Source organism: Streptomyces sp. NPDC101152 (assembly GCF_044768275.1).
In the GTDB taxonomy this organism is placed as follows: Bacteria; Actinomycetota; Actinomycetes; order Streptomycetales; family Streptomycetaceae; genus Streptomyces.
Genome location: NZ_JBIWPO010000002.1, coordinates 76,339 through 100,010, shown reverse-complemented (window position 1 = coordinate 100,010; position 23,672 = coordinate 76,339). Strand labels below are relative to the sequence as shown.

The window sequence follows — 23,672 nt, the reverse complement described above, 5'->3', positions numbered from 1 at the left end:
CCGGAACAGATAGCAGTACCCAAGGAGCCCCACGCCGCAAGGCGCCGGGGCTCCTGCCTTTGCCCCCGGGGACCGTCCCCCGCCCGCCCGGCGTGGGTCACCCGCCCGGCCGCCGCCCACCGGGTGACGCGCACACCCGCGACCACGCCGGCGCGGACCGGGACTGCGTGAGCAGCCGGGGTCCGCCGCCGCTTCATGCGCGGAACAGGCTCAGCTCGCCATGCGGCGCTCGAACGCGAGAGCCGCCTTGCGACGGCGTGGGTCGAAGGCGTCGGTGGCGCCCGCGCCGTGGTCGCCGGGGCCTGTCTGCCAGCCCTGGATCTTGCGGGCCACGCCCTTGAGGCGGGGGTGGCCGGGGCGGAGCGTGAGTTCGAAGTGGGACTCCTTGGGTGTCTCGAAGTCGCCGCCCCAGGCCACGGTGCCGTCGAGCTCGCTGAGGATGTCGCGGATGACCACCAGTTCGTTCGGGTAGAAGTTGCCCTTCGAGCCGCCGGGGTAGCAGAGCGGGCGGATCGCCAGGGCGCTGCCCGACAGGTAGTTCGATTCGTAGGGCTGCGTCACATCCGCGTGGGCTGTCCAGCCGTGCACGTCCCCCGCTCGCAGGGAGTCGATCTCGTAGTGGAAGCGGCGGGCGACGTGGAGGAGGATCACCGCTGCGTCGCCCCCCGCCAGACGCACCTGCTGACTGCTGCCCTCGACGCGGTGGCTGGGCGCCTGTGCGAGGACGGGCCAGCCGTTGCGGGACTTCTTTCCCGTCCAGGCATGGGGCTCGGCGCCCTTGTCCGGGGCGGCCGCAGCCGTGTCCGCGCCACCGACGTTGATGAGCGCCGCGGTGGCGGCGGCCGAGGATGTGGCGCCTATGAAGCGGCGGCGTGACAGACCAGTCAGGGTCATGACTGGTGCTCCTTTCTCGCAGGTGGGGAAAGTCTGGTGACGTGCGCGGTCACGGACCACAGAAGGACCGCGGCGGCGGCCAGGGCGACGACCCCGCAGACCACGATCGTCGGGTTGATCCAGGCGGGGACCAGGTCCGCGTGCGCGTTGCACATGTTGTGCAGCGGGAAGATCTTGCTGAACTCGGCCTCGTGGGACTGCCGGTACGCCTCGTCGTAGCGTTCGTGGTGGACGAAGAGGCAGGTCTTGCGGGCGTCCAGGCCGGCGGCGAACAGGCCCCGGATCCATGCGGCGCAGCCGGCGAAGAGCGCGACGGAGCACAGGCGTGTCCACCACAGGGGGCGCCGCCACGAGCCGTCCCGTACGCCGGTGACGAGGCGGAACACGTTCCACGCGTTCCACACCAGCCACGCGCCGAGTACGACGATGACCGCGAGGAGTCCTAGTGTCTTCATGCCCTCATGCCCTCATGCCCTCATGCCTCTGCCTGGCTCTCCGCTGTGTTCCGCCTCTTCAGCGGGCGCGCACCGCCTTCAGGTAGCGCGCGTGGTTCTCCTTGTACACGGACAGCTTCCGCTTCTCCGTTCCCATGCGGGCGAGCAGTGCGTCGACGAAGCCCTGCTCGAAGTTCCTGAGCTTGTCGTAGCCGCCCGGCAGGTTCTGGTAGTCGGACGGGAGCACCGCCCCCGCGCCGGTGATGAGGTACGCCTGGGCGACCGACAGGGTTCCGTCGAGCGCGGTGAGGGCGTTGTGGGCGGAGTCCTGGCAGTCCGAGGCGTTGCCCCAGCGCCCCGTGAAATAGGCGTTGAAGCGGGTCAGGCCACCACTGCCGTTGTAGTGGTCCTTCACGGCGTCGACGATGTTCTTGCCGCCGAGCACCGCCCTGGCGAGCAGGTAGCCGTCCGCGTCCTCGATCAGGTCGTCGAAGCCGAAGGACGAGGCGACGCCCGGCACGCCGAGCTTGTCGTGGGCGAACTTCAGCGGGTCCGCGTACTGCTGCTCGGAGTTGCGCCAGTCGGCCCAGAAGGTCATCAGGTCACCGGCCCAGCCGCCGACGTCGCCGCCGTTCGCGGACTTCTTGTTGTCCGGCTGGTTCGTCAGCAGATGGGCGTTGGCCGTCGCCATCATGTGCTCGGCGCCGAGCTGGTAGCCGGTGAACGGGTCGGTGAACGATTTCTGGATGCTCATGCCGTGGTTGTCGCAGTAGTCGACGAAGCCTGAGTCGTACGACCCGATCAGGTACCACCAGCCGAGCTTGTTGGCCGTGCCGTGGTCGCCGTAGGCGTAGTGGCGGATGTACTCCATGACCAGCTGGCTGCGCTTCTGGCCGGTGGCACCGTACGCGCCGGCGAGGTCGTACAGCTTCTGGATGTACGCGATGAAGCCGTCCGCCGGGCCGCCCTTGTCGTTGACCGACGACACTCCGCGGTCGAGCCCGGAGGCGACGTCGTTGTCCAGGTCGAAGGAGTCGGTGCCGTTGGTGACCTTGAACTCCTTGATCTGGTTGAAGGACCAGTTCCTGGGGATCGGGAAGCCGAGGTTGCCGGAGAAGCCCCAGGACATCCCGGAGACGAAGGAGAAGCGCGCGAACGTCTTGTTGCTGACGATCGTGCAGACGTTGCGTGAGCCGTACACGCCGTGCGTGTACTTCTTGCCCTGGCTGGCCAGGGCAGCCTGCACGCCCTGGAAGTACGGCACGACCGCCCCCGCGATCTCCTCGCCCGTGGCGTCGTAGTCGACGGCGAAGTAGATGGTGGTGCCCCGGTCGAAGCCGTAGTCGGAGGCGTGCTTGTGTGCGTTGAGGCCGTGCTGGTAGCCGTTGGTGTACGTGAAGTCGGACAGCTGGCGGGCGTTGTCCTGATAGATCGGGAACACCGCCAGGCCGGCGGAGAAGATGGTGTCGAGCTCGCCCGGCTTGATCTCCTTGTCGAGCGTGGAGTTCGGCGGGTCGTAGATGTAGCGACCGACGAAGCGATAGCCGTTGCCGGCCAGCCACTTGGCGCGCGAGGCGGTGATCTCGAACCGGGTGTCCGAACCGGTCGCCGGGCGATCCGGGTCGCCCATCGAGACAAGGAGTTGCGACCAGGTCCGGTAGTCGCCCTGGCCGTTGACCGTAAGCCTGTTGAACTTCTGGAAGACCGAGACCCATTCGGCGAGGCCCGAGTCGAAGCTGGACCGCCAGGTGGTGGTGACCGGGTTGTCGTTGCTGTCGTACGTCGGCGCGTTGAACAGGCACGCGGCGGAGAAGAGCTGGACGAAGACGCCGGAGTCGCCCTGGGCGAGGGTGTGGCTCTGCAGGCCCGACTGGGTCGCGGGGCCGAAGTTGCCGTTCGGCGAGGCGATGCCCAGCTCGTACTGGAGGGCGATCACCAGCGATTTCTGGACGTCGCGCGAGTAGATGCCGTCGCACGGCCCGATGTAGTAGGCGCTGCGGTTCCAGTAGCGGCCGTTGAGCCACTGCTGGATCGCGCGGATGCCGTCGGTGCCGCCGGCCACGACCACGTAGGCGTCCATGTTGAGGATGGCCTTGGCTATCTTGGCGTTGATCACGCCTTCGCCGCCGATGCCCATGTCGCCGCGGAGCTTGGCCACGGCGTCGCGGGTGACGCCGGTGAACCAGCCCTCGCTGCCCGGCTCGACGGCCCAGTAGCCCTTGCACCACAGTCCGTACTGGAGGATGGCGACGATGTTGCGGTTCTTGTCCCAGTTGAAGCCGATGTCGCCGAGGGCGTCGACCTTGGAGTAGGTGCCCGGGCCGAACGAAGCGACGACCGGGCTGACGCCCAACTCGTGCTGGAGGCCCATGACGAGGGAGTACATGGTCCCCCAACCGGTGTGCCCGTCCTCCGGACAGGCGACGTAACCGGCGACGCCCTTGTAGGTGGCGTTCACCCACTTCTGGGCTCTGAGCACTTGTTCGTCTGACACGAAATGTTCCTCTCGTGCGGATGCGCGGGTACGCAGGTACGCGGGTACGCGGGTACGGGGATGAGCGTGGTGGCCGTGCGTCAGCGCCCTGGAGCCTTCAAGGGCTGGATACGGGCGGCACTCCAGGGGCGCGTCGGAGCCCGATGCTCTCGGCGACCTGTTCTATGACCGGTGGGACAACGCGAGTCGTCTCTTCGGTACAGCACGTTTCGAATGCACAGGCCCCCCCGTTGGGCTCGGCGTACGGGAGCTGTCCCCTAGCCGGTCGCGTTGTGCCCCGTCGATTCAGTGGTGGTCTGGCCACTGCTCAGGGCGTGATCACCTTAGTCGAACATGCACACGCCAGATTGCAGATAGGCCGACTTGGCCGGAAGCCGTGGGCCCGGCCGATTGTCAGTGGGGGTCGCTACGGTTTTGACCATGACCGACATCGAGAGCGGCACCGGGGCCGCCCAGAACCAGTTCCTGATCGATACGCGGGTGTTCTACGACGCCATCGCCGAGGACTACGCCGCCCTGTTCGAGGAGGAGCTGGTGGGCCGGCCTGTGGAGCGGGCGATACTCGGTGTGTTCGCGGAGCTGGTGGACGGCAAGGGGCCGGTGGCCGACCTGGGGTGTGGGCCCGGGCGGACGACCGGGCGGCTCGCCGGGCTCGGGCTGGACGTCTTCGGGCTCGACCTGTCCGAGTCGATGCTGGCGATCGCCCGCCGGGAGAATCCGGGGCTGCGGTTCGAGCAGGGCTCGATGCTCGACCTGGATCTTCCCGACGGGTCGCTGGCGGGCGCGTTGTCCTGGTACTCGTCCATCCACACCCCTGTGGACCGGCTGCCCGACCTCTTCACCGAGTTCCACCGGGTGCTGGCACCCGGCGGTCATCTGCTGGTCGCGTTCCAGGCGGGAGACCAGCACCGCCACCACGACCGCCCGTGGGGCCACGACGTGGCACTGACCTTCCAGCGGCGCCGGCCGGAGACCGTGGCCGGGCTGTTGACCGACGCCGGTTTCACCCTCCTCTCCCAGACGGTACGGGCGCCGGACGCCACCCTCGACGAGACGTCCCAGCAGGCCTTCCTCATAGCCCGCAAGCCGGCACCGGCCGCCTAGAGCGCCCCTGCGATGTCCAGCGCCGCGATGTAGCCGAACGTCATCGCGGGGCCGATCGTCGACCCGGCGCCCGCGTAGCTGTGACCCATCACGGCCGCGCTGGCGTTCCCGGCGGCGTACAGGCCGGGGATGGCGGAGCCGTCGGCGCGCAGGACCCGTGCCCGGGCGTCCGTCACCAGGCCGCCCTTGGTGCCCAGGTCGCCCGGGACGATACGGAAGGCGTAGTACGGGGGCAGCCACAGCGGGGCGAGGCAGGAGTCGGGGAGGACGGAGGGGTCCGTGTAGTAGTGGTCGTAGGCGCTGTCGCCGCGGTGGAAGTCCGGGTCCGTCCCCTTCACGGCGAGGGAGTTGAAGCGGTCGACCGTGGCGCGCAGGGCGGCGGCCGGGACGCCGACGGAGGCGGCGAGGGCGTCGAGGGTCCAGGCCTTGTGGGCGGCGCCCGAGCTGTACCAGTCGTCTGGGAAGGCGAAGGTGGGGAGGACGTCCTTGAAGAGGTAGCGGTCGCGGTAGTTCTGGTCGACGATCAGCCAGGCCGGGATGTCGGGGTCGGAGGGGTTGCGCTGGTACATGGTGTGGACGACGTCGCTGTAGGGCCCTGCCTCGTTGACGAAGCGCGTGCCGGCCGCGTTGACGAGGAGGCCGCCGGGGAGGGTGCGCTCGGCGAGGCAGAAGTACGGCTGGTCGGGCAGCGGGATGGCGGGCCCCCACCAGGCGTCGTCCATCAGGCCGAGCGCGCCGCCGACCCGTGATCCCGCCCGGATGCCGTCGCCGGTGTTCTCCTTCGCGCCGACCGTCCAGTCCGTCCCGATCGGCTGCCGCTGGTACTGGGCGCGCATGGCGCCGTTGTGCTCGAAGCCGCCGGAGCCGACGACGACGGCACGGCGGGCGCGTACGAGGCCGGAGGTGCCGTTCTTCGTCACGACCGCGCCCGTGACGGCGCCGTTCTCGACGTACAGGTCGGTGAGCGGTGTGCCGAGCCACACCGGCACGCCCGCGTCCATCAGGCCCTTGCGCAGCCCGGCGGCCAGGGACTGGCCCATGGTCAGCGGCTTCTGGCCCAGCGTGGCGGCCGTGGTGCCGCGGGCCAGGCATTCGGCGGCGACGGCGGCGCCCTTGACGCTGACGGCGGCGAGGGCGAGCCATTTGTAGTCGGCGCTGAAGACGACCATGCCGGCCGGGACCTGCATGTAGGGCGGGTTGAGGTGGGCGAGTTCGGCGCCGAGGATGTTGCCGTCGAGCTGGTCGGGTTCGACGGAGCGGCCGTTGGGGAGGCCGCCGGGCAGCTCGGGGTAGTAGTCGCTGTAGCCCTCCATCCAGCGGAACCGCAGGGGGCTGTTGGCCATGACGAAGGAGATCATGTCGGGGCCGTGGGCGAGGAAGGCCTGCTGCCGGGCCGCCGGGACGTCCGGTCCGACCACGGCGGCGAGGTAGGCGGCGGCCTTGGCGGGGGTGTCGGGTACACCGGCGGCGAGGATCACGGGGTTGTTCGGGATCCACACCCCGGCCCCGGAACGGGCGGCCGAGCCGCCGAAGGTGGGCGCCTTCTCGACGACCACCACGGCGAGCCCGTGCTTGGCCGCGGTGAGGGCGGCGGTCATCCCGGCGGCACCGGAGCCGATGACGACGACGTCGTACGTGCCGAGGAGGGGCGGATCGGCCGCCTCGGCGCCACCGGCACCCACCGCCAGGGCGAGCCCGGCGCCGGCCGTCGTACCGAGCACCTGTCTACGGGTGGGCCGGGCTCTGCGCCGTGCGGGGTCCGCGCTTGTGGACATGTCGGGTCCCTCCTACCGGACGAGGACAAGGGGACCGGAATGTGGCGCGGGGGTCTTGGGAAGTCAAGAGCCGTGCCGGCCGGGGCCGAGCACCGAGAGGCAGTCCTGCCAGGCATGTTGGGTCAGCAGGGGCTGGAAGCGACTGAAGAGGGCGAGGAGTTCGGGGCCCCACTGGGCGCGAAAGTCGCGGTTGCGGTGGGCGAGGTCGAGTTCGTTGGCGGCGGTGAGCTCGGCGAAGTCCTGGCGGAGGTGGACGGGCGGGCGGTGGGTGCGGCCGGTGAAGCGGTCGTGGAAGAGGCCGTCCGGCCTCACCAGGTCCGGGTAGGTGGATCGGCGGTCGCAGCTCGCGTAGAGATACACGAGCTCCTCGGCCTCCGGCCCGATGACGGCGGCCAGTTCGCTCCGCCGGTCCAGGGAGAGCAGCGCGGATGGGAAGCCGTCGGTGCCGTAGGCGGCGTGACAGAGCCCCGCGAGTTGGAGCGCGGGGCGGGCACCCCAGTCGGCGAGCCGTTCGCGCACCCTGTCGAGATGGGCGAGGAGGGTGCCTCCGGGGTGTGGCCGGCGGTCGGCGCCCAGGTCCCGCATCAGGGCGGTGGCGCGGTACCGGGGGGTGAGAACGGTCGGGGGCACGGCGGCGTCCCTTCGGCATGTGGGTCGGCGTGTGGGTCGGCACCCGCTCCGGCGCCTGGAGCGGGTTGCCGCCCGTGGGGCCCTCGGAGGATCGTCGTACGCGTGCTCGACCGAGTCAATCCTTGGGATTTCTGCCCAACTCCAAGTGTTAGCTTGGGGGTTGTGACCCTCGACGACCTTCGTGTGTTCGTGGCCGTGTGCCGGGCCGGGAGCCTCAGTGCGGTCGCCCGTGACCTGGGGTGCACCCAGTCGGCGGTGAGCCAGCACGTCAAGCGGCTGGAGCGGGAGACCGGGGTCGCGCTCCTGGAGCGGCAGCCGCGCGGGGTCGTCCCGACGCAGGCCGGCCGGGTGCTGGAGGCCGCGGCGGCGGAGGGGATCTCCGGACTGGACGATGCGGTACGGCAGTTGAGGGACCTCGTCGAGGGCGAGAGCGGCTACGTCCGTGTCGCGACGGGCGCGACGACCGTACGGCACTTCATGTCGGACGCGGTGGTGGCGTTCCGGCGCCGCTATCCGAAGGTCAACGTCGAGTTCCGCACGGTCAGTTCGGGGCGTGGCAGCTTCGACGCTCTGGCCGACGGCACGCTGGACCTGGCGTGGATCACGCTCGGCCCGCCGGTGCGGGGGATCGAGCAGCGGGCGGTCGTCGAACTGCCCTGGGTGCTGGCGGTACGGGCCGACGACGCGTGGGCCGGACGCACGTCCCTCGACGTCGCCGAGCTGGACGGCGTGCGCCTGATCCGCCTTCCCCCGAACTCGGCGTCCGCCGCACATCTGGAGTCCGCTTGCGCCGAGTTGGGGATCGGATTCGGATACGACACGAGTGTCGCCGACTGGGACACGGCACTGCTGCTGGCCGAGCTGGGGGTGGGCCGAGCCGTAGTCCCCGCGCTGCCGGGGCTCGCGGTGCCGGGGGACGGGGCCCTGCGCCTGATCCCCGTCACCGCCCTGCGTCCCCTTGCCGTCGGGTGGGCCGTACGACGCTGGGACGCGCTCAGTCCACCGGCGCGGGCGTTCGCGGACACGGTCGTCGAGAGCCGGCGCAGGACGTCGACTTCGGTTCCTTGAGGGCGAGTTCGGCCCAGACGGTCTTGCCGACGGTGCGCTGCGTGACGCCCCAGGTGGTGGCGAGGAGGGTGACGAGGATGAGCCCGCGGCCTCCGTCGCCGTCCACGTCGGCGGCGGCGAACCTCAGCTGACGGTCCCCGCGCGCGTCGCTCACCTCGATACGGAGCGTGTCCTCCGGGAGCCGGAGCAGCAGCCGCAGCTCGAAGTCCCGCCCGGGGACGCGGCCGTGCGTGACGGCGTTGGCGGCGAGTTCCGCGACGACATGCCGTGCGGTGTCGTTCAGGTCGCTGTCGTGCGGGAATCCCCAGTCGTGCAGTTGCTGCGCGGTGAGGTGACGGGCGAGGCGGGCACCTCTGGGCGTCGCGCTGAGGCGCTGGACCAGTTCGGCGGTGGGGGTGGAGTTTTCGGCGTTCACGTCACTGAGAGTGGTGGGTTGTCTCTATCCTGACCAGGGGCGACTCGGCGACGCTGGGTAGCTGTACGGGTGCGGTCCGTTCGGAGTACGGGTTGTCGGGCGGGAGGGTGAGGCTGTGCAGGACCGGAGGCCGGAGACGCCGGCGGAGACCGATGGGACGACGGGGTTGTTCACGGCCCTGGGCAAGATGCTCAGGCTGCTGCGTGAGCGACGGGGGCTGACCCAGAAGGAGTTCGGGGAACTGGTGGCCTACGGTCCCGACCAGATCTCGGCGATGGAGAGGGGTGTACGGACACCTCAACCGGAGTTCCTGGAGAAGGCGGACGAGTTGCTGGACGCGGGCGGGTTGCTGCGGGAGGTGATTCCGGATGTGCGGGATGCGATGGCTCGGGCGCGGACGCGGCATCCCGAGTGGTATCGGGGGTACGCCAAGCTGGAGGCCGAGGCGGTCGCGTTGTACGACTACAGCACGATGGGCGTGCTCGGACTGCTGCAGACCGAGGACTACTCCCGGGCCGTGTTCACCCAACGCCATCCGCCGCTGGACGAGGAGACCATCGAGAAGCGCGTGGCGGACCGCCTCTCACGCCAGCGGGTCTTCGAGCAGTGGCCACCGCCCGAGTTCTCCTTCGTGCTGGAACAGGCGGTTCTGGAACGGCCGATCGGCGGTCCCCGGGTTCACGAGGAGCAACTTCGGCAGTTGCTGCGGATCGGGCGCATGCGGAACGCGCAGGTGCAGGTGATGCCGACAGGGCGGACGGAACACCCCAGCCTGGGCGGTTCGTTCACCCTGCTCATCCCGAAGGGCAAGGACCAGGTGGCATACATGGAGAACCAGGGTTATCCACGTCTGATCACCGACCGGGAAGAGGTACGCACCCTCGCTGCACGCTATGGGATCATCCGGGCGCAGGCGCTGAACACGCACGAGTCCCTGGACCTGATCGAGAAGATGCTGGAAGGGCTATGACCATAGAGCAGCTGACCTGGTTCAAGTCGAGCTACAGCGACGGCGAGGGCGGCCAGTGCCTCGAAGTCGCCCTCACCCCCACCACCGTCCACATCCGCGACTCCAAGCACCACTCCCAACACGACCCCCAGCTCACCCTCTCCCCCGCCGCCTGGGTCGCCTTCCTTTCCTCCTCCCACCCCGACAAGTAGATACGAAACTGTTTCGTTTTGCAGCCATGCGCGGTAAGGTCGAAGGAGTACGAAGACGTACGAAACAGTATCGTTCACCTAGGGTAGGTGGGGGGAGTGACCGAGGTCGCGGCGGCGCGGCGCAGTCGGTTCACGGCCGAACGCGCGGCGGAGCTGTACGCGGCCGTGCGTGAGCTGCTCGGTGAGGTCGGCTACGACGGCCTCACCATGGACGCCGTGGCCGCCCGTACCCGCACCAGCAAGGCGACGCTCTACCGCCAGTGGGGCGGCAAGGTCGAACTGGTCGTCGAGGCGATGCGCCACACCAAGGCCACGAGCGCCGTGGATCTGGACACCGGATCGCTGCGGGGCGACCTCGACGCCCTGCTGGCTCACGACAACGAGTCCAGCATGGAGGAGACCTCGTCGCTGATGCGCGGTCTGGCGATGGCGATGCACCACCACCCCGATCTGCGGCGCGTGTTCATCGAGCGGATCGTCGAACCGGAGTCGGAGGAGTTCCGGCGGATCATGCGGCGGGCCGTCGACCGCGGCGAGATCCGGGCGGACAACCCCGCGCTCGACCATGTGCTGCACATGATGGTCGGCGCGATCGTCGCCCGCGGGCTGCTCGAGAACCTTCCGCCGACGCGGGAGTTCCTGCGCGGGTACGTCGACGCCGTGCTCCTCCCCGTCCTCGCCGCCTGACCGCCTTGGCACTTGGAGAGGCAGCACAACCATGACCACCACCCCGACAGGCGGCCTGCGGGCCCGGATCCGTACCAAGGACGGCTGGGCGGTCCCGCACGCCGTACTGACCGTCACCGACATGACCGGGCAGCAGGCGGTCCGGCAGGAGGCGACGCCGGACGGGCTCGTCGCCACGGACGCCCTCGCGCCCGGCACGTACACCGTCATCGTCACCGCAGTCGGCTACGCCCCCGTCGCCGCGACCGCCATCGTGACCGCCTCCGGCGGCGCCGACCTCGGTTCGCTCGTGCTGGCCCGCGCCGGGGGCGTGGAGCTTCCGCCGCCGGGGCCGTGGACCATCGACCCGGCGCACTCCAGTGTGAGCGCGGTGGCCCAGCATCTCGGGCTGACCAGTGTGCACGGGCGGTTCAAGGAGTTCGGGGGGCGGATCGAGGTCGCGGAGGATCCGCTGGCGTCGAGCGTGGAGGCGGTCATCGAGGCCGCCTCGATCGACACCGGCAACGGCATGCGCGATGGCCATCTGCGGTCCGCGGACTTCCTCGACGTGGACGTCCACCCGAAGATCACGTACCGCAGCACGGGCCTCACCCAGGCCGGGGCGACCCGCTGGACCGTGCACGGCGAGCTGTCCCTGCACGGCGTGGCCCGGACCGTCGATCTGGACCTGGCCTACCTGGGCACCGGCCCTGACCCGTGGGGCGGTGTGCGGGCCTCCTTCCGCGCCACCACCGAACTGCGGCGCGAGGACTTCGCCATGAACTACAACCAGGTCGTCCAGGCCGGCATCGCGGCCATCGGCGCCACCCTGCGCGTGGAGCTGGACATCCAGGCGGTGCAGGGCGAGCAACTGCCCTCCCTCGGCTGACACCACGAGCCGGATACGACGCCGGATACGGCAGCGTCCGCCACCCGGGAGATCCGGGGGCGGACGCTGCCGCATGGGGGGCCATGGGGCCTGGGGGCCGGTCGGGCTAGGACTCCTTGTGTCCCAGCTGGATGTCGACACCTCCGTGGCTGCCGTCCACCGTGACCTGCGTGGCCACCGGCGGGTAGCCGCTGGCGATCACCGTGTACTGCTCACTGGAGAGGTCCGTGAAGGCGTAGCTGCCGTCCACGCTCGTGGTGCGGGTCCCGATGACGTTGCCCGCCGCGTCGATGAGCGTGACCCGGGCGTCGTCCAGGGCGCGCCCGTCGGGCGTGTGCACCCTGCCGCGCAGGGTCGCCGCGACGGACAGCTCGATGTCGCAGCGCGTGGTGTCCGCCGAGACGGTGGCGGGTACGGCCGCCGGACGGTGGCCGGGAGCGCTGACGCTGAGCGTGTACTCGCCGGGGACGAGGTCACCGATGCGGTAGTCGCCGTCCGTGCCGGTGGCGGTGGAGGCCGTCACGTCACCGTGGTGGTCGGTGGCGACCACCAGGGCGCCGGGCAGCGCCTCGCCGTTCCCGCCGCGCACCGTGCCGGCCAGGCCGCCGGGGCTGGGCAGGACCACCAGGTCGTGGGAGACCGGCGTGCCGTTGAGGGTCAGCGTGGCGACCTGTGGCTGGTAGCCGGGCGCCGCGCCGATGAGGACGAGGCTCCCCCGCTCGTCGGTGTCCACGGCGTACGTGCCGTCCGCACCGGAGACGGCCCGGGCCAGCTGGCGGCCCGAGTGGTCGAGCAGCGTGATCGCGGTGCGGGGTACGGGGGCGCCCGTACCGTCGCGGACCTGGCCCCGCAGGACCGCCGTACCGGCGGCGGGAAGCGCGGCCGTGGTGGCGGCCGGAAGCGGTGCCGTGGTGGCAGGCGACGCGTCCGGAGCCGTCGCCTCGACCGGAGCCCCGGCCTCCGCGACCGACTCGCCCGTCCGCTTCTTCGCCCGGAACAGCAGCACGGTGATGATCACGGCGGCGGCGAAGAAGGCCGCCGACCACCAGTAGGCCACCTCGTAGCTGTGCAGCGCCGCCTTCGCCTTGACCAAGGGGTCGGTCAGGTGGTCCCTGGCGTAGTTGGTGGCGGCGGTGGCGGCCAGGGTGTTCAGCAGCGCGGTGCTGATCGCGCCGCCCACCTGCTGCGTGGTGTTGACGGCCGCCGAGGCCACGCCCTGGTCGCTCGCCTGCACGCCCAGGGTCGCGAAGCTCATCGCGGCGGGCATCGACATGCCGAGGCCCGCACCGAGCAGCAGCAGCGGGCCGAGGACGTGCGCCGCGTAGCCGCTGTGCAGGTCCAGGCGGGTCAGCCAGACCATGCCGCCCGCGGCCACCAGCAGGCCGGCGGGTACGACGATCTTGGGGCCGATCTTCGGGACCAGCCAGTTGGTGGCCAGCTGCGCGAACACCATGAGCGCGCCCACCATCGGCAGGAACGCCACGCCGTTCTTCACCGGCGAGTAGCCCAGCGTCGCCTGGAGGTAGTAGGTCAGGAAGAGGAAGACGCCGAACATGCCGGCCGACGAGATGAGGATGGTCGACAGGGCGGCGGCGCGGTCGCGGTCGGCCAGGACGCGCAGCGGCAGCACCGGGTGCTTGGCCCGGGTCTGCCAGAGGAAGAACGCCGCCAGCAGGACCCCGCCCGCGGCCAGGAAGCCCCAGGTCATCCAGTTGCCCCAGTGGTGCGTCTCCGCGTTGGCGAAGCCGTAGACCACGCCGAACAGACCGGCGGAGACCAGGATGGCACCGAGGATGTCCAGCTTGGGCCGCTCGGCGGGGACGGAGCGGCCGATGAGGACGATCGCGCCGATCAGCGCGGGGACGGCGATGACGTCGTTGACGTACAGCGTCCAGCGCCAGTTCAGGTACTCGGTGAGCAGACCGCCGAGGACCAGCCCGACGGCCGCGCCGGAGCCGGCGATGGCGCCGAATATGCCGAAGGCCCGGGCGCGTTCCTTCGCCTCGGTGAACGTCGTCGTCAGCAGCGAGAGGGCCGCCGGGGCGAGCAGGGCGCCGAACAGGCCCTGCACCGCGCGGGCGATGACCAGCATGGTGAAGCCGTTGGCGGCGCCGCCGAGTGCGGAGGCGGCGGCGAAGCCGACGATGCCGACGATGAACGTGGTCTTGCGGCCGAAGAGGTCGGCGAGCCGGCCGCCGAGCAGCAGCAGACTGCCGAAGGCCAGCGAGTAGGCGGTGACGATCCACTGCCGGCCGTTGTTGTCGAAGCCCAGGTCCGTCTGGGCGGAGGGCAGTGCGATGTTCACGATCGTGGCGTCGAGCACGACCATGAGTTGGGCGAGGCCGATCACGGCCAGCGCCCACCAGCGGTGTTTCGACGGCGCTTGGGTCTGGCCCGCCGGCACGTCCTGGACGGTGGCGACCGGGATGGCTTCCAAGGTGGTACTCCCTCATGGGGCTGGTTGCTCAGCACATCGGTCCGAAACGGTTTCGTACAGCTAACCATGCCAACGTAGGCCACCAGACCAACGAAACGCAAACGTTTCGTTAGCTTCACACGGACTGTGAGACACGTCACACGCGGTGGTTCACCGCTCGTAGAGGCTCTCGACCTCGGCCTCGAAGTCACGCAGGACGACTTCCCTGCGCAGCTTCATCGACGGCGTGAGATGCCCCTCCGCCTCGGTGAGGTCGCGGGGCAGGATCACGAACCGCCGGATCGACTCCGGCCGCGACACCAGCTTGTTGGCCTCGTCGACCGCCCGTTGCAGGACCGCCCTCAACTCCTCGTCGTCGACCAGGAGTTCCGCCGGGACCGGGTGCTTGCCGTTCATCCGGCGCCAGTGGCCGAGGCCGTCCATGTCGAGGGTGATGAGCGCCGCGATGTAGGGGCGGCGGTCGCCCACCACCATGACCTGGGAGATCAGCGGATGCTGGCGCAGCCAGTTCTCCAGCGGGGCCGGGGCCATGTTCTTGCCGCCCGCGGTGATCAGGATCTCCTTCTTGCGGCCGGTGATGGTCAGATAACCCTCGTCGTCCAGGCGGCCGATGTCGCCGGTCGGGAACCAGCCGTCCGTGTGGGCGGGGACCACCCCGCCGCCGTGCGGGTCCCAGTAGCCGCGGAAGATCTGACCGCCGCTGAGCAGGATCTCGCCGTCGGCGGCGATGCGCACCTTCATGCCGGGCAGCGGCCAGCCGACCGTGTCCAGGCGGGGCCTGAGCGGCGGGGTGACGGTCGCGGCGGCCGTGGACTCAGTGAGGCCGTACCCCTCGTAGATCTCGAGCCCCGCGCCCGCGTAGAAGGCGGCGAGGCGCCGGCCGAGCGGGGAGCCGCCGGAGATGATGTGCCGGATCCTGCCGCCCATGGCATTGCGTATACGGCGGTAGACCAGCGGGTCGTAGAAGGCGCGGGCGGCCTTCAGCGCCGTGCTCGGGCCGGAGCCGGTGCCCGCGTGGCGGGCGTCGGTCGCCTCGGCGTGGCGGACGGCGACGTTCGAGGCGCGGTCGAAGATCGCGACCCGCCCGCTGCTCTCCGCCGTGGCGCGGGCGTTGTTGTAGACCTTCTCCAGCATGTACGGGATGACCAGGAGGAAGGTCGGGCGGAAGGCGGCGAGGTCGGCGAGGAGGTCGTCCGCCTGCAGGCTCGGCGCGTGCCCCAGGCGGACCCGGGCGTGGATGCAGGCGATCGCCACCATGCGGCCGAAGACGTGCGACATCGGCAGGAAGAGCAGGGTGGCGGGGTCGTCCGCCTTCGACTTGAAGATCGGGTAGAGGAGTTCGATGGCGTTGCCCACCTCGGCCAGGAAGTTGCCGTGGGTGAGGACGCAGCCCTTGGGGCGGCCGGTGGTGCCCGAGGTGTAGATGATGGTGGCGAGGGTGTCCGGCACGAGCATCCCGCGCCGCACGCCGACCTCCTGGTCGGGGACCGGCTGCCCGAGTTCGGCGAGCCGGTCGAGGTGCCCCTTCTCGACGATCCACATGTGCCGCAGGTCGGGCAGGTGACTCAACTCCGGGCCGAGGGCCGCCGCCTGCGTCGCGTGCTCCGTCACCAGGGCGACCGCGCCGGAGTCCTGGAGGATCCACCGGGTCTGGTACACCGAGGAGGTCGGATAGATGGGGACGGTGACCAGGCCGGCCGCCCAAGCGGCGAAGTCCAGGAGCGTCCACTCGTAGATCGTCCGTGCCATGACGGCGATCCGGTCGCCGGGGACCAGCCCCTCCGAGATCAGCCCCTTGGCCAGGCCCAGCACCTGCTGGGCGAACTCCGCCGCGGTGACGTCCGTCCAGTCGCCGTCCTCCGTGCGGCGGCTGAGGACGCGGGCGTCGGGTGCCGCGTCGGCGTTCTCGAACGGCAGGTCGGCGAGCGAGCCGTGGGTGGGCGGCGGGATGAGCGGCGGCACCGACGTCTCGCGCACCTCGCCGTCCAGCCGACGTATCTCCGGCTCGACCAGTTGGGGCCTGCCGTCGTAGTCGGACGCGGAGGGGTAGGGCACGGTCTCGGACATGGCAGCTCCTGGGGCGTGCAGCTCGGTTCCGCTCTGCAGTGGTACGTGCGGTGCGTACCGAGTTGTTCACCGGCGGTGTGCGGCTGGGATGTTACCGCGGGTTACGGCTGGCAGCATACGTCCCATGCATGGCGAGTTCGTGATGATTCGGGAATGTTGGTGCGGGGGGCGGGTGGGGGTGTCGTTCGGGCCGGCGCCGTGGGGGCTGGTCGCGCCCACGCGGCGGAGCCGCACATGTCACAGCCCCGCGCCCCTAGGTACGGCGCTTACGCGCCGTATGGGGCGTACAAGTGCTCTATCTCCGTGGCGAACTCCTCACTGATCGCCTCGCGGCGTAGCTTCATCGACGGGGTCAAGTGGCCCGCCTCCTCCGTGAAGTCGGTCGGCAGGACCGTGAAGCGGCGGATGGATTCCGGGCGGGAGACCAGTTTGTTCGCCTCGTCGATCGCTCGTTGGAGGACCTGACGCAAGTCGGCGTCGTCCAGGAGGAGTTCCGCGGGGACGGGGTGTTTGCCGTTCATGCGGCGCCAGTGGTCGACGCCCTCCATGTCGAGGGTGACGAGGGCGGCGACGTAGGGTCGGCGGTCGCCGACGACCATGACCTGGGAGATCAGGGGGTGTTGGCGCAGCCAGTTCTCGAGCGGGGCCGGGGCGACGCTCTTTCCGCCCGCGGTGATCAGCATCTCCTTCTTGCGGCCCGTGATGTGGAGGTAGCCGTCCTCGTCCAGCCGGCCGATGTCGCCGGTGGCCAGCCAGCCGTCGGTGGTCGCCGGGACGACACCGCCCGCGTTCGGGTCCCAGTAGCCGCGCAGGACGTGGCCGCCGGCCAGCAGGACCTCGCCGTCGGCGGCGATGCGCACCTTCGTGCCGGGCAGCGGCCAACCCACCGTGCCCAGGCGGGGTTTGAGCGGCGGGGAGACGGTGGCCGCGCCGGTGGTCTCGGTGAGGCCGTAGCCCTCGTAGATCTCGATGCCCGCGCCGGCGTAGAAGGAGGCGAGCCGGCGGCCCAGCGGGGAGCCGCCGCAGATCATGTAACGGACGCGGCCGCCCATGGCGTTGCGGATACGGCGGTAGACCAGCGGGTCGTAGAAGGCGCGGGCCGCCTTCAGCGCGGCGCCCGGGCCGGGGCCCGTGCCGGACTGGCGGGCCTCGCGTGCCTCGCCGTAGCGGCAGGCGACGCCCACCGCGCGGTCGAAGGCGGTCACCCGGCCGCCGCTCTCGGCCCGCGCGCGGGCCACGTTGAACACCTTCTCCAGCATGTACGGGATGGCGACGAGGCAGGTCGGCCGGAAGCTCGCGAGGTCGGGGAGGAGTTCCTCCGACTTCAGGCTGGGCGCGTGTCCGAGGCGTACCCGGGCGCGGATGCAGGCGACGGCGACCATGCGGCCGAAGATGTGCGACATCGGCAGGAAGTGCAGGATCGACGCCTCTTCGCTCGTCCGGGAGCGGAAGACCGGGTAGAGGAGTTCGATCGCGTTGTCGACCTCGGCGAAGAAGTTGCCGTGGGTGATCGCGCAGCCCTTGGGGCGGCCGGTGGTGCCGGAGGTGTAGACGACGGTGGCGAGGGTGCCGGGGCCGAGCATCCCGCGCCGTACGGCCACCTCCTGCTCCGGCACCTGGGCGCCGTGCTCCGCCAGGCGCTCGACGTGGCCCTTCTCGATCACCCACAGGTGCCGCAGGTCGGGCACGCGGTCCAGTTCCGGGCCGAGGGCTGCCGCCTGGGCCGAGGTCTCCGTCACCAGAGCGACCGCGCCGGAGTCCTGAAGGATCCACCGGGTCTGGAAGAGCGAGGAGGTCGGATAGATCGGGACGGTGACCAGGCCGCAGGCCCAGGCGGCGAAGTCGAGGAGCGTCCACTCGTAGATCGTCCGCGCCATAACGGCGACCCGGTCCCCCGGCGCGAGACCGGTCGCGATCAGTCCCTTCGCCGTCGCCAGCACCTCGTCGGCGAACTCCGATGCCGTCACGTCCGCCCAGCGGCCCGCCTCGGTACGGCGACTGAGGACCTTGTCGTCGGGCGCGATGCGGGCGTTGTCGAAGGGGAGGTCGGCGAGCGAGCCGTGCCGCACCGGCGGGACGAAGGGCGGCACCGAGACCTCCCGTATCTCCCCGTCCAGGCGCCGGATCGCGGGCTCCACGAGAACGGGGGTGCCGTCGTACGCCGTGGAGTGGACCACCAGGTCGGCGGGCGGGTGCGAGGTGGACACGGGCGACTCCAGACGTTCAAGGAGTTGCCCTGCGGGGGAGTCGCCGCAGGTCAGGGGAGGAGATCGTACGGCGCCCGCGTGATGATCCGGTGAGGGTGGCGAGGTGGTCCGGCGTCGGGCGTGCGTCGGGGATGTGCAAGCTCGCGGCTTTTCCTGCCGAAAACACCCTACCGGGCGGTATGTTGAACGTTTTTCATTTCCTGACCTGGCCTTACCTCGGGTAACCTGACTCCAGAGTAAGAAGAACCGCGTGTGGGGAGTTGGGACATGGCCGACCGCTATCTGCGCTTCGTCGGCACCGCGCCCGGCCGTTTCCTGACCCGCCGGCTCGGGCTCCCGCAGCCGGCGCCCCTGCACCGCTGGTCGCCACAGCGCCCCGCGCTCGTCGGCGGCCTGCTCCACCTCACCGCGGGCAAGACGGACCTCGACCTCTCCCCCGTCCTCGCCCGCACGGGCCTGCCCAAGAGCGCCGACGCGCCCGCCGCCGTCATCCTGGACGCGACCGGTGTACGGGACGTCGAGACGCTCGCCGAGGTGCACGCGGCGCTGCACCCGGTCGTGGGGTCGGTCGCGCGCAGTGGCCGGGTCGTCGTCCTGGGCGCGCCGCTCGCCCCGGCCGACCACCACCAGGCCGCCGCCCAGCAGGCGCTCGAGGGGCTGGTGCGCTCGCTCGGCAAGGAGATCGGGGGCGGCCGGACCGTGAACCTGGTCCGCCTGACCGACCCGCCCGCCGCGGAGTCCACCCTGCGCTTCCTCCTCTCCCCCAAGTCGGCGTACGTCAGCGGTCAGGTGATCGTCGTGGGCGCGGGGGTGGATGCGGATACGGGTGCGGAGGTCACCGCCGACGGGGACCTGCCCCTGGCCGGCCGTACGGCTCTGGTCACCGGTGGGGCGCGCGGGATCGGCGAGGCCGTCGCCGAGACGTTGGCGCGGGACGGGGCCCATGTCGTCGTACTGGACGTGCCGCAGGCCGAGGAGGACGCCCGGCGCGTGGCCGAACGGCTCGGCGGAAGCGCGCTCACGCTCGACATCACCGCGCCCGACGCCGGCGCGCGGATCGCCGCCGCCCTGCCCGACGGGCTGGACGTGCTGGTGCACAACGCCGGGATCACCCGGGACCGACGGCTGGTCAACATGCCCGCCGAGCGCTGGAGTTCGGTGCTCGACGTGAACCTGGCGAGCGTGCTGCGCACGACGGACGCGCTCCTCGACGCGGGCACGCTGAGACGGGGTGGCCGGATCCTCGCCACCGCCTCCATCGCGGGCCTCGCGGGCAACGCGGGACAGACCAACTACGGCGCCAGCAAGGCCGGCGTCGTCGGCCTGGTCCGCTCGCTCGCGCCGCGCGCGCTCGCCGAGCACGGGGTGACCGTGAACGCGGTCGCGCCGGGGTTCATCGAGACGCGGATGACGGCCGCCATCCCGCTGTTCATCCGGGAGGCGGGGCGGCGGATGAACTCCCTCGCGCAGGGCGGGCTGCCGGCCGACGTCGCCGAGACCACCGCCTGGCTCGCGCACCCGGCGTCGGGCGCGGTCAACGGTCAGGTCGTCCGCGTATGCGGCCAGAGCCTGCTGGGGGCGTGATGTCCCTCGTCCTCACCGGCTCCCCCTCCCTGCCGCCCCTGCTCGCCCGGGGCGCCCTCCTGTCCCCCTTCAAACGACCGAGCCCCGACGCGGAGTTCCCGCGCACCCGCCTGGTCCTGCCCGGCCTGCGCGTCGACCTCGCACGGCTGGCCGCCTACGAGCGGGTGTGCGGCTTCGCGACGGGCGACGACGCGCTGCCCCTGACCTATCCGCACGTCCTGGGCTTCCCGCTGGCCATGCGGCTGATGAGCGACCGCGGCTTCCCGCTGCCGCTGCTCGGCCTCGTCCACACGTCCATCGACATCACCCGGCGCCGCTCGCTCGCGGCCACCGGCGGGTACGAACTCGCCGTGTACGTCGGCGGCCTGGAGCCGCACCGGCGGGGCACCGAGGCCTCGGTGATCACCGAGCTGCGGTCCGACGGAGACGTCGTGTGGGAGTCGCGCAGCACCTATCTGGCACGACACCGCACGAACGCCGAGCCGTCCGCCGACCGGGCCGCCCCCACGCCGCTGCCCGCCGTAGCCGAGTGGCGGCTGGCCGGGGACGTCGGGCGGCGGTACGGCGCCGCGTCCGGCGACCGCAACCCCATCCACCTGCACCCCCTCACCGCCCGCCTGTTCGGCTTCCCGCGCGCCATCGCGCACGGCATGTGGACGGTGGCCCGCTGCCTCGCCGCGCACGGCGCACCGGACGCGGTCCTGATGCGGGCCGAGTTCCGGGCACCGGTCCTGCTCCCGGGAACGGTGACGTACGCGGAGGACGGCGGCCGGTTCGAGCTGCGCGGCAGCGGCGACCGCCTCCACATGAGCGGTTGCGTGGATCCGCTGCGTTAGCGGACCACCGCCCGCCGACTCAGCCGCGGCGGACGCTGACCCCGCCGATCAGGCCCCACGCGTCGATACGGACCGTCGGGCCGCCGGGTTCGGTGGGGCCGTCGTCCTGCACGCCGCCGAGACGGATGCCGTGCACCTCGACGCGGACGTCGGGGCGGACCTTGAGGCTGACGCCGCCGATCAGGCTCAGCTTGGTGACGCGCAGCTCGGCACCGTCCGGGATGTCGATGTCGGTGAGGTCGATGTCGGCACCGCCGATCAGGGAGGCGGTGAGGGTGCGCTCGTGCAGGGTCTCGCCCTTGAGGCGGTGACCGCCGATGAGGCTCACCTTGATGTCGGTCTTCCGCGGGTCCGCGCCACTGGTCTTCGTCATGGCATGAAGGTACGGGCGGAGGGATCCGTTCCCCCAGTGTCCGGCGTCCGGCGATCGGGATGACCGTTGTCATGGGCAGCCGGCGGTGAGCGGACCCGTCAGCGGGACTGCTCCGCCTCCTGCGGGGCCGACCAGGGGCGTCCGTCCATGAGGTTGCCGAGCCCGGCCCAGGAGAAGTTCATCAGCGTGGCCGCCGCCTGGCGCGCGGTGACGCCGGGCGTGGCGTTGGCCCAGGCGGCGAGGGACTCGGCGGCGCCGACGAGCGCCTCCGCGAGCCCGGCGACCTCGCCCTCCGCCAGGTCGGGGTCCCGGTGCGCCTCCCGCGCGGCGACCACGATCAACTGCGTGACGAACGCGACGAGTTCCTCCCGCATCGCCGCGACCTCGGCCGCGAAGGGCTCGCCGTGCGTCCGCGCCTGGAGGTGCAGCACCGACCAGCCGTCCGGGTTCTGCGCGGTGTGCGTGAAGAACGCCCGCAGCCCTTCCCACAGTTGCCGGTCGGCGGGCAGCTCGGGACGCACTCCGGCCCGCACCGCCTCCGTGAGCGCCTTCGCCTCACGCCGGATGCACGTGGTGAACAGGTCTTCCTTCGAGTTCAGGTACAGGTAGACCAACGGTTTGGACACGCCCGCCAGTTCGGCGATCTCGTCCATCGACGCGGCCATGTACCCACGCTGCCCGAAGGTGCGCACGGCGGCGTCCAGCATCTGTTGCTCCCGCACCGCCCGCGGCATCCGCTTGGTCTTCACGGCACCCATGCTGCACAGAGTAGTTGGGACCAAGCGTGTGCAAACCCCGCGTGACGGGCTTACGAGGTCTGGGGGGCCTGTCCCTGGGAACGGGCCGCGTCGTCCACGTCGTCCTCCTGGGCCGCGTTCGCCTCGAAACTGGCCTTCATCCGGTCGACCCGCTCGACGACCTTCACCGAGGCCCGGTCCCGCTCCTTGCGCAGGACGACGAAGCTGATGGGGGCCGAGATCACCAGGGCGAGCAGGACCATCCACATGCCGTTGGAGGCGCCGAAGCCGCGCGGGACGATGCCGGTGTAGACGAGACCCCAGACGACCACGAAGCAGCCCGCGAAGATCCCGAGGCGCATCAGCGTGTAGCGGAGCATCTCAATCCACTCTTCCGTCAACGGTACGAACATTCCCAAAGGGCACCGTCCAGTGAAGCACGTCCGGCACCCGATCTTGCGGGCGGGGGCGAGGGCCTGTTGCGAAAGCGGCGTCGTCGCCCGGAGGGCGGCCGCGCGGCGTCATGGGGGTCCCCTCGCGCGAGTGGTTCGAGCGTGGGGGAGCGTGGTCTCGGCGTGCCGGCCGGAAGACGCCGTTGATGGACCGGGCGTACTCGGGCTTTCGGGCGGTGCGGCGAGTGGGGGTACCCCCTTTGGGGGAGCGTGCCGGGCGTCGCGCGGCAGGCGCCACTTTCGCAACAGGCCCTAGCGCAACGGCAGCAGCATGATCACGTCGTCGCGGTCGTCGCCGGGCGCCACACGGATCGCGCCGGGGACGCGCCCGACCTCCTTGTAGCCGCAGGAGCCGTAGAACCGCTCCAGCCCGAGGCCGCCGCGGCAGGTGAGCCGGATCGCCTCGATGCCGTCGATACCGCGCGCCGACTCCTCCGCGGCGGCCAGCAGGTCACGCCCGTACCCCTTGCCCTGGTGCCGGGGATGCACCATCACCGTGTACAGCCACAGCCAGTGCGTCATCAGCCGGTGGGTGTTGAGGGCGAGGAAGGCCGTCGCGGCGACCCGCCCGTCCTCGTCGTGCCCGACGAGGAGCCGGGTGCGCCCCTCCGCCATCGCGACCATGTGCTTGACCAGCTCCGGCCGGACCACCTCCGGCGTCACGGGCGGCACGAAGCCGACGGAACCGCCCGCGTTGGACACGTCCGTCCACAGGTCGAGGATGCCGTCGCGCAGGTCGGGGGTGATGGCGGGGTCGAGAGTGAAGGTAAGTGACACCAGGGCATCGTAGCCCTTACGCCAGCACGCGCGCCGCCACTTGCAGATCCGAGACGAGCCCCTGATAGGCCGACTCCCGATCGTCCGAGCGCAGAACGGACGAGGGATGAACCGTGGGCACCAGCCGCTCCCGGCGCCCGTGGATCTCCTCCTCCAGCACCGTCCCGCGCACCTGCGTCACCCGGAACCCCGACCCGAGCAGCGCCTTGCCCGCGGTGGCCCCGAGGATCACGATCAGCTCCGGCTCCACGACGGCCAACTCGGCCGCCAGCCACGGCCCGCACGCCGTCATCTCCCGCAGCGTGGGCGCCTTGTGAATACGCCGCTTACGGGGTTCGACCTGGGAGAACTTGAAGTGCTTGACCGCGTTGGTGACGTAGGCGTCCCCCGGATCGATCCCGGCGTCCGCGAGAGCCCGGTCGAGCAACTTCCCGGCAGGCCCGACGAAGGGCTTCCCCTGCCGGTCCTCCTGGTCGCCGGGTTGTTCGCCCACGAGCATCACGCGCGCGTGGGCATCCCCTTCACCGAAGACGGTCTGGGTGGCGGCACGGTGCAGGGGACAGCCACGACAATCGGCGGCCGCCTTACGCAGGGCCGCAAGCCCACCCCGCTCGGGCACAAAGGGCTCCGCGGTATACGCATCCTCGGGCGCCTTCACAGCCATACGCCGCG

General features: G+C 70.9%; 22 protein-coding genes. 8 read left to right on the top strand and 14 right to left on the bottom strand.

Annotation, left to right across the window (positions count from 1 at the left end; translation table 11 throughout):
• Positions 1 to 210: 210 nt before the first annotated feature.
• Genes ACIRVK_RS02995 through ACIRVK_RS02985 form a run of 3 tightly spaced genes read right to left on the bottom strand, consistent with a single transcriptional unit; the run spans position 211 to position 3,822 of the window.
• On the bottom strand, positions 211 to 894 hold the full coding sequence (locus tag ACIRVK_RS02995) for a hypothetical protein (RefSeq protein ID WP_404243350.1): 684 nt from the start codon (positions 892 to 894) through the stop codon (positions 211 to 213).
• Positions 891 to 1,349 carry a hypothetical protein gene (locus ACIRVK_RS02990; RefSeq protein WP_404243348.1) on the bottom strand — a complete coding sequence of 153 codons (459 nt, stop codon included), beginning with the start codon at positions 1,347 to 1,349 and terminating at the stop codon, positions 891 to 893. The genes ACIRVK_RS02995 and ACIRVK_RS02990 overlap by 4 nt, the downstream gene beginning before the upstream one ends.
• Positions 1,350 to 1,407: 58 nt before the next feature.
• Complete coding sequence (locus ACIRVK_RS02985) at positions 1,408 to 3,822, bottom strand: glycoside hydrolase domain-containing protein (protein ID WP_404243346.1); 2,415 nt, start codon at positions 3,820 to 3,822, stop codon at positions 1,408 to 1,410.
• A gap of 420 nt (positions 3,823 to 4,242) precedes the next feature.
• Here ACIRVK_RS02985 and ACIRVK_RS02980 point away from each other — a divergent pair, with 420 nt between their 5' ends.
• A complete protein-coding gene (locus ACIRVK_RS02980; protein ID WP_404243344.1) occupies positions 4,243 to 4,926 on the top strand; it encodes a class I SAM-dependent methyltransferase in 684 nt (227 codons plus the stop codon).
• Here ACIRVK_RS02980 and kstD read toward each other — a convergent pair.
• Both kstD and ACIRVK_RS02970 read right to left on the bottom strand, forming a co-directional pair.
• On the bottom strand, positions 4,923 to 6,701 hold the full coding sequence (gene kstD, locus ACIRVK_RS02975) for a 3-oxosteroid 1-dehydrogenase (protein WP_404243342.1): 1,779 nt from the start codon (positions 6,699 to 6,701) through the stop codon (positions 4,923 to 4,925). The genes ACIRVK_RS02980 and kstD overlap by 4 nt on opposite strands.
• 63 nt (positions 6,702 to 6,764) lie before the next feature.
• Positions 6,765 to 7,286, bottom strand: a complete 522-nt coding sequence (locus ACIRVK_RS02970) for a DUF6817 domain-containing protein (protein WP_404243896.1) — start codon at positions 7,284 to 7,286, stop codon at positions 6,765 to 6,767.
• A gap of 207 nt (positions 7,287 to 7,493) precedes the next feature.
• On the opposite strand from ACIRVK_RS02970, the gene ACIRVK_RS02965 reads away from it, so the two are divergent.
• Positions 7,494 to 8,399, top strand: coding sequence for a LysR family transcriptional regulator (locus ACIRVK_RS02965; RefSeq protein WP_404243340.1), 906 nt, complete (start codon positions 7,494 to 7,496; stop codon positions 8,397 to 8,399).
• Here the strand turns inward: ACIRVK_RS02965 and ACIRVK_RS02960 are convergent.
• Complete coding sequence (locus tag ACIRVK_RS02960) at positions 8,326 to 8,814, bottom strand: ATP-binding protein (protein ID WP_404243338.1); 489 nt, start codon at positions 8,812 to 8,814, stop codon at positions 8,326 to 8,328. The two genes, ACIRVK_RS02965 and ACIRVK_RS02960, sit on opposite strands and share 74 nt — an antisense overlap.
• 115 nt (positions 8,815 to 8,929) lie before the next feature.
• Between ACIRVK_RS02960 and ACIRVK_RS02955 the strand changes: the two genes are divergently transcribed.
• The 4 genes from ACIRVK_RS02955 (at position 8,930) to ACIRVK_RS02940 (ending at position 11,530) form a co-directional block, all read left to right on the top strand.
• Positions 8,930 to 9,784, top strand: a complete 855-nt coding sequence (locus ACIRVK_RS02955) for a helix-turn-helix transcriptional regulator (protein ID WP_404243336.1) — start codon at positions 8,930 to 8,932, stop codon at positions 9,782 to 9,784.
• Complete coding sequence (locus ACIRVK_RS02950; protein ID WP_404243334.1) at positions 9,781 to 9,975, top strand: DUF397 domain-containing protein; 195 nt, start codon at positions 9,781 to 9,783, stop codon at positions 9,973 to 9,975. The genes ACIRVK_RS02955 and ACIRVK_RS02950 overlap by 4 nt, the downstream gene beginning before the upstream one ends.
• 96 nt (positions 9,976 to 10,071) lie before the next feature.
• On the top strand, positions 10,072 to 10,662 hold the full coding sequence (locus ACIRVK_RS02945; protein WP_404243332.1) for a TetR/AcrR family transcriptional regulator: 591 nt from the start codon (positions 10,072 to 10,074) through the stop codon (positions 10,660 to 10,662).
• Positions 10,663 to 10,693: 31 nt separating this feature from the next.
• Positions 10,694 to 11,530, top strand: coding sequence for a YceI family protein (locus tag ACIRVK_RS02940; protein WP_404243330.1), 837 nt, complete (start codon positions 10,694 to 10,696; stop codon positions 11,528 to 11,530).
• 106 nt (positions 11,531 to 11,636) lie between these two features.
• On the opposite strand, the gene ACIRVK_RS02935 is transcribed toward ACIRVK_RS02940, so the two are convergent.
• From ACIRVK_RS02935 to ACIRVK_RS02925, 3 genes are all read right to left on the bottom strand, one after another.
• On the bottom strand, positions 11,637 to 13,967 hold the full coding sequence (locus ACIRVK_RS02935) for an MFS transporter (protein ID WP_404243328.1): 2,331 nt from the start codon (positions 13,965 to 13,967) through the stop codon (positions 11,637 to 11,639).
• A gap of 150 nt (positions 13,968 to 14,117) precedes the next feature.
• Positions 14,118 to 16,034 (bottom strand): AMP-dependent synthetase/ligase, encoded by a 1,917-nt coding sequence (locus ACIRVK_RS02930; protein ID WP_404243326.1) that lies wholly within the window; start codon positions 16,032 to 16,034, stop codon positions 14,118 to 14,120.
• Between the two features lie 266 nt (positions 16,035 to 16,300).
• On the bottom strand, positions 16,301 to 18,241 hold the full coding sequence (locus ACIRVK_RS02925; protein ID WP_404243324.1) for an AMP-dependent synthetase/ligase: 1,941 nt from the start codon (positions 18,239 to 18,241) through the stop codon (positions 16,301 to 16,303).
• A gap of 267 nt (positions 18,242 to 18,508) precedes the next feature.
• On the opposite strand from ACIRVK_RS02925, the gene ACIRVK_RS02920 reads away from it, so the two are divergent.
• The gene (locus ACIRVK_RS02920; RefSeq protein WP_404243322.1) at positions 18,509 to 19,825 is read left to right on the top strand and encodes a 3-oxoacyl-ACP reductase; all 1,317 of its coding nucleotides are present in this window, start codon (positions 18,509 to 18,511) and stop codon (positions 19,823 to 19,825) included.
• Positions 19,825 to 20,661, top strand: a complete 837-nt coding sequence (locus ACIRVK_RS02915) for a MaoC family dehydratase (protein ID WP_404243894.1) — start codon at positions 19,825 to 19,827, stop codon at positions 20,659 to 20,661. The genes ACIRVK_RS02920 and ACIRVK_RS02915 overlap by 1 nt, the downstream gene beginning before the upstream one ends.
• Positions 20,662 to 20,680: 19 nt before the next feature.
• Here ACIRVK_RS02915 and ACIRVK_RS02910 read toward each other — a convergent pair whose 3' ends face one another.
• The 5 genes from ACIRVK_RS02910 to ACIRVK_RS02890 form a co-directional block, all read right to left on the bottom strand.
• Positions 20,681 to 21,034 carry a hypothetical protein gene (locus ACIRVK_RS02910; RefSeq protein ID WP_404243320.1) on the bottom strand — a complete coding sequence of 118 codons (354 nt, stop codon included), beginning with the start codon at positions 21,032 to 21,034 and terminating at the stop codon, positions 20,681 to 20,683.
• A 98-nt stretch (positions 21,035 to 21,132) separates the two neighbouring features.
• Positions 21,133 to 21,792 (bottom strand): TetR/AcrR family transcriptional regulator, encoded by a 660-nt coding sequence (locus tag ACIRVK_RS02905; RefSeq protein ID WP_404243318.1) that lies wholly within the window; start codon positions 21,790 to 21,792, stop codon positions 21,133 to 21,135.
• A gap of 50 nt (positions 21,793 to 21,842) precedes the next feature.
• Positions 21,843 to 22,151, bottom strand: coding sequence for a DUF4229 domain-containing protein (locus ACIRVK_RS02900; RefSeq protein WP_404243317.1), 309 nt, complete (start codon positions 22,149 to 22,151; stop codon positions 21,843 to 21,845).
• A gap of 324 nt (positions 22,152 to 22,475) precedes the next feature.
• Entirely contained in the window at positions 22,476 to 23,000 is a 525-nt protein-coding gene (locus ACIRVK_RS02895) for a GNAT family N-acetyltransferase (protein ID WP_404243315.1), read from the bottom strand.
• A gap of 16 nt (positions 23,001 to 23,016) precedes the next feature.
• Entirely contained in the window at positions 23,017 to 23,664 is a 648-nt protein-coding gene (locus ACIRVK_RS02890) for a UdgX family uracil-DNA binding protein (protein ID WP_404243313.1), read from the bottom strand.
• Between the last annotated feature and the right edge of the window lie 8 nt (positions 23,665 to 23,672).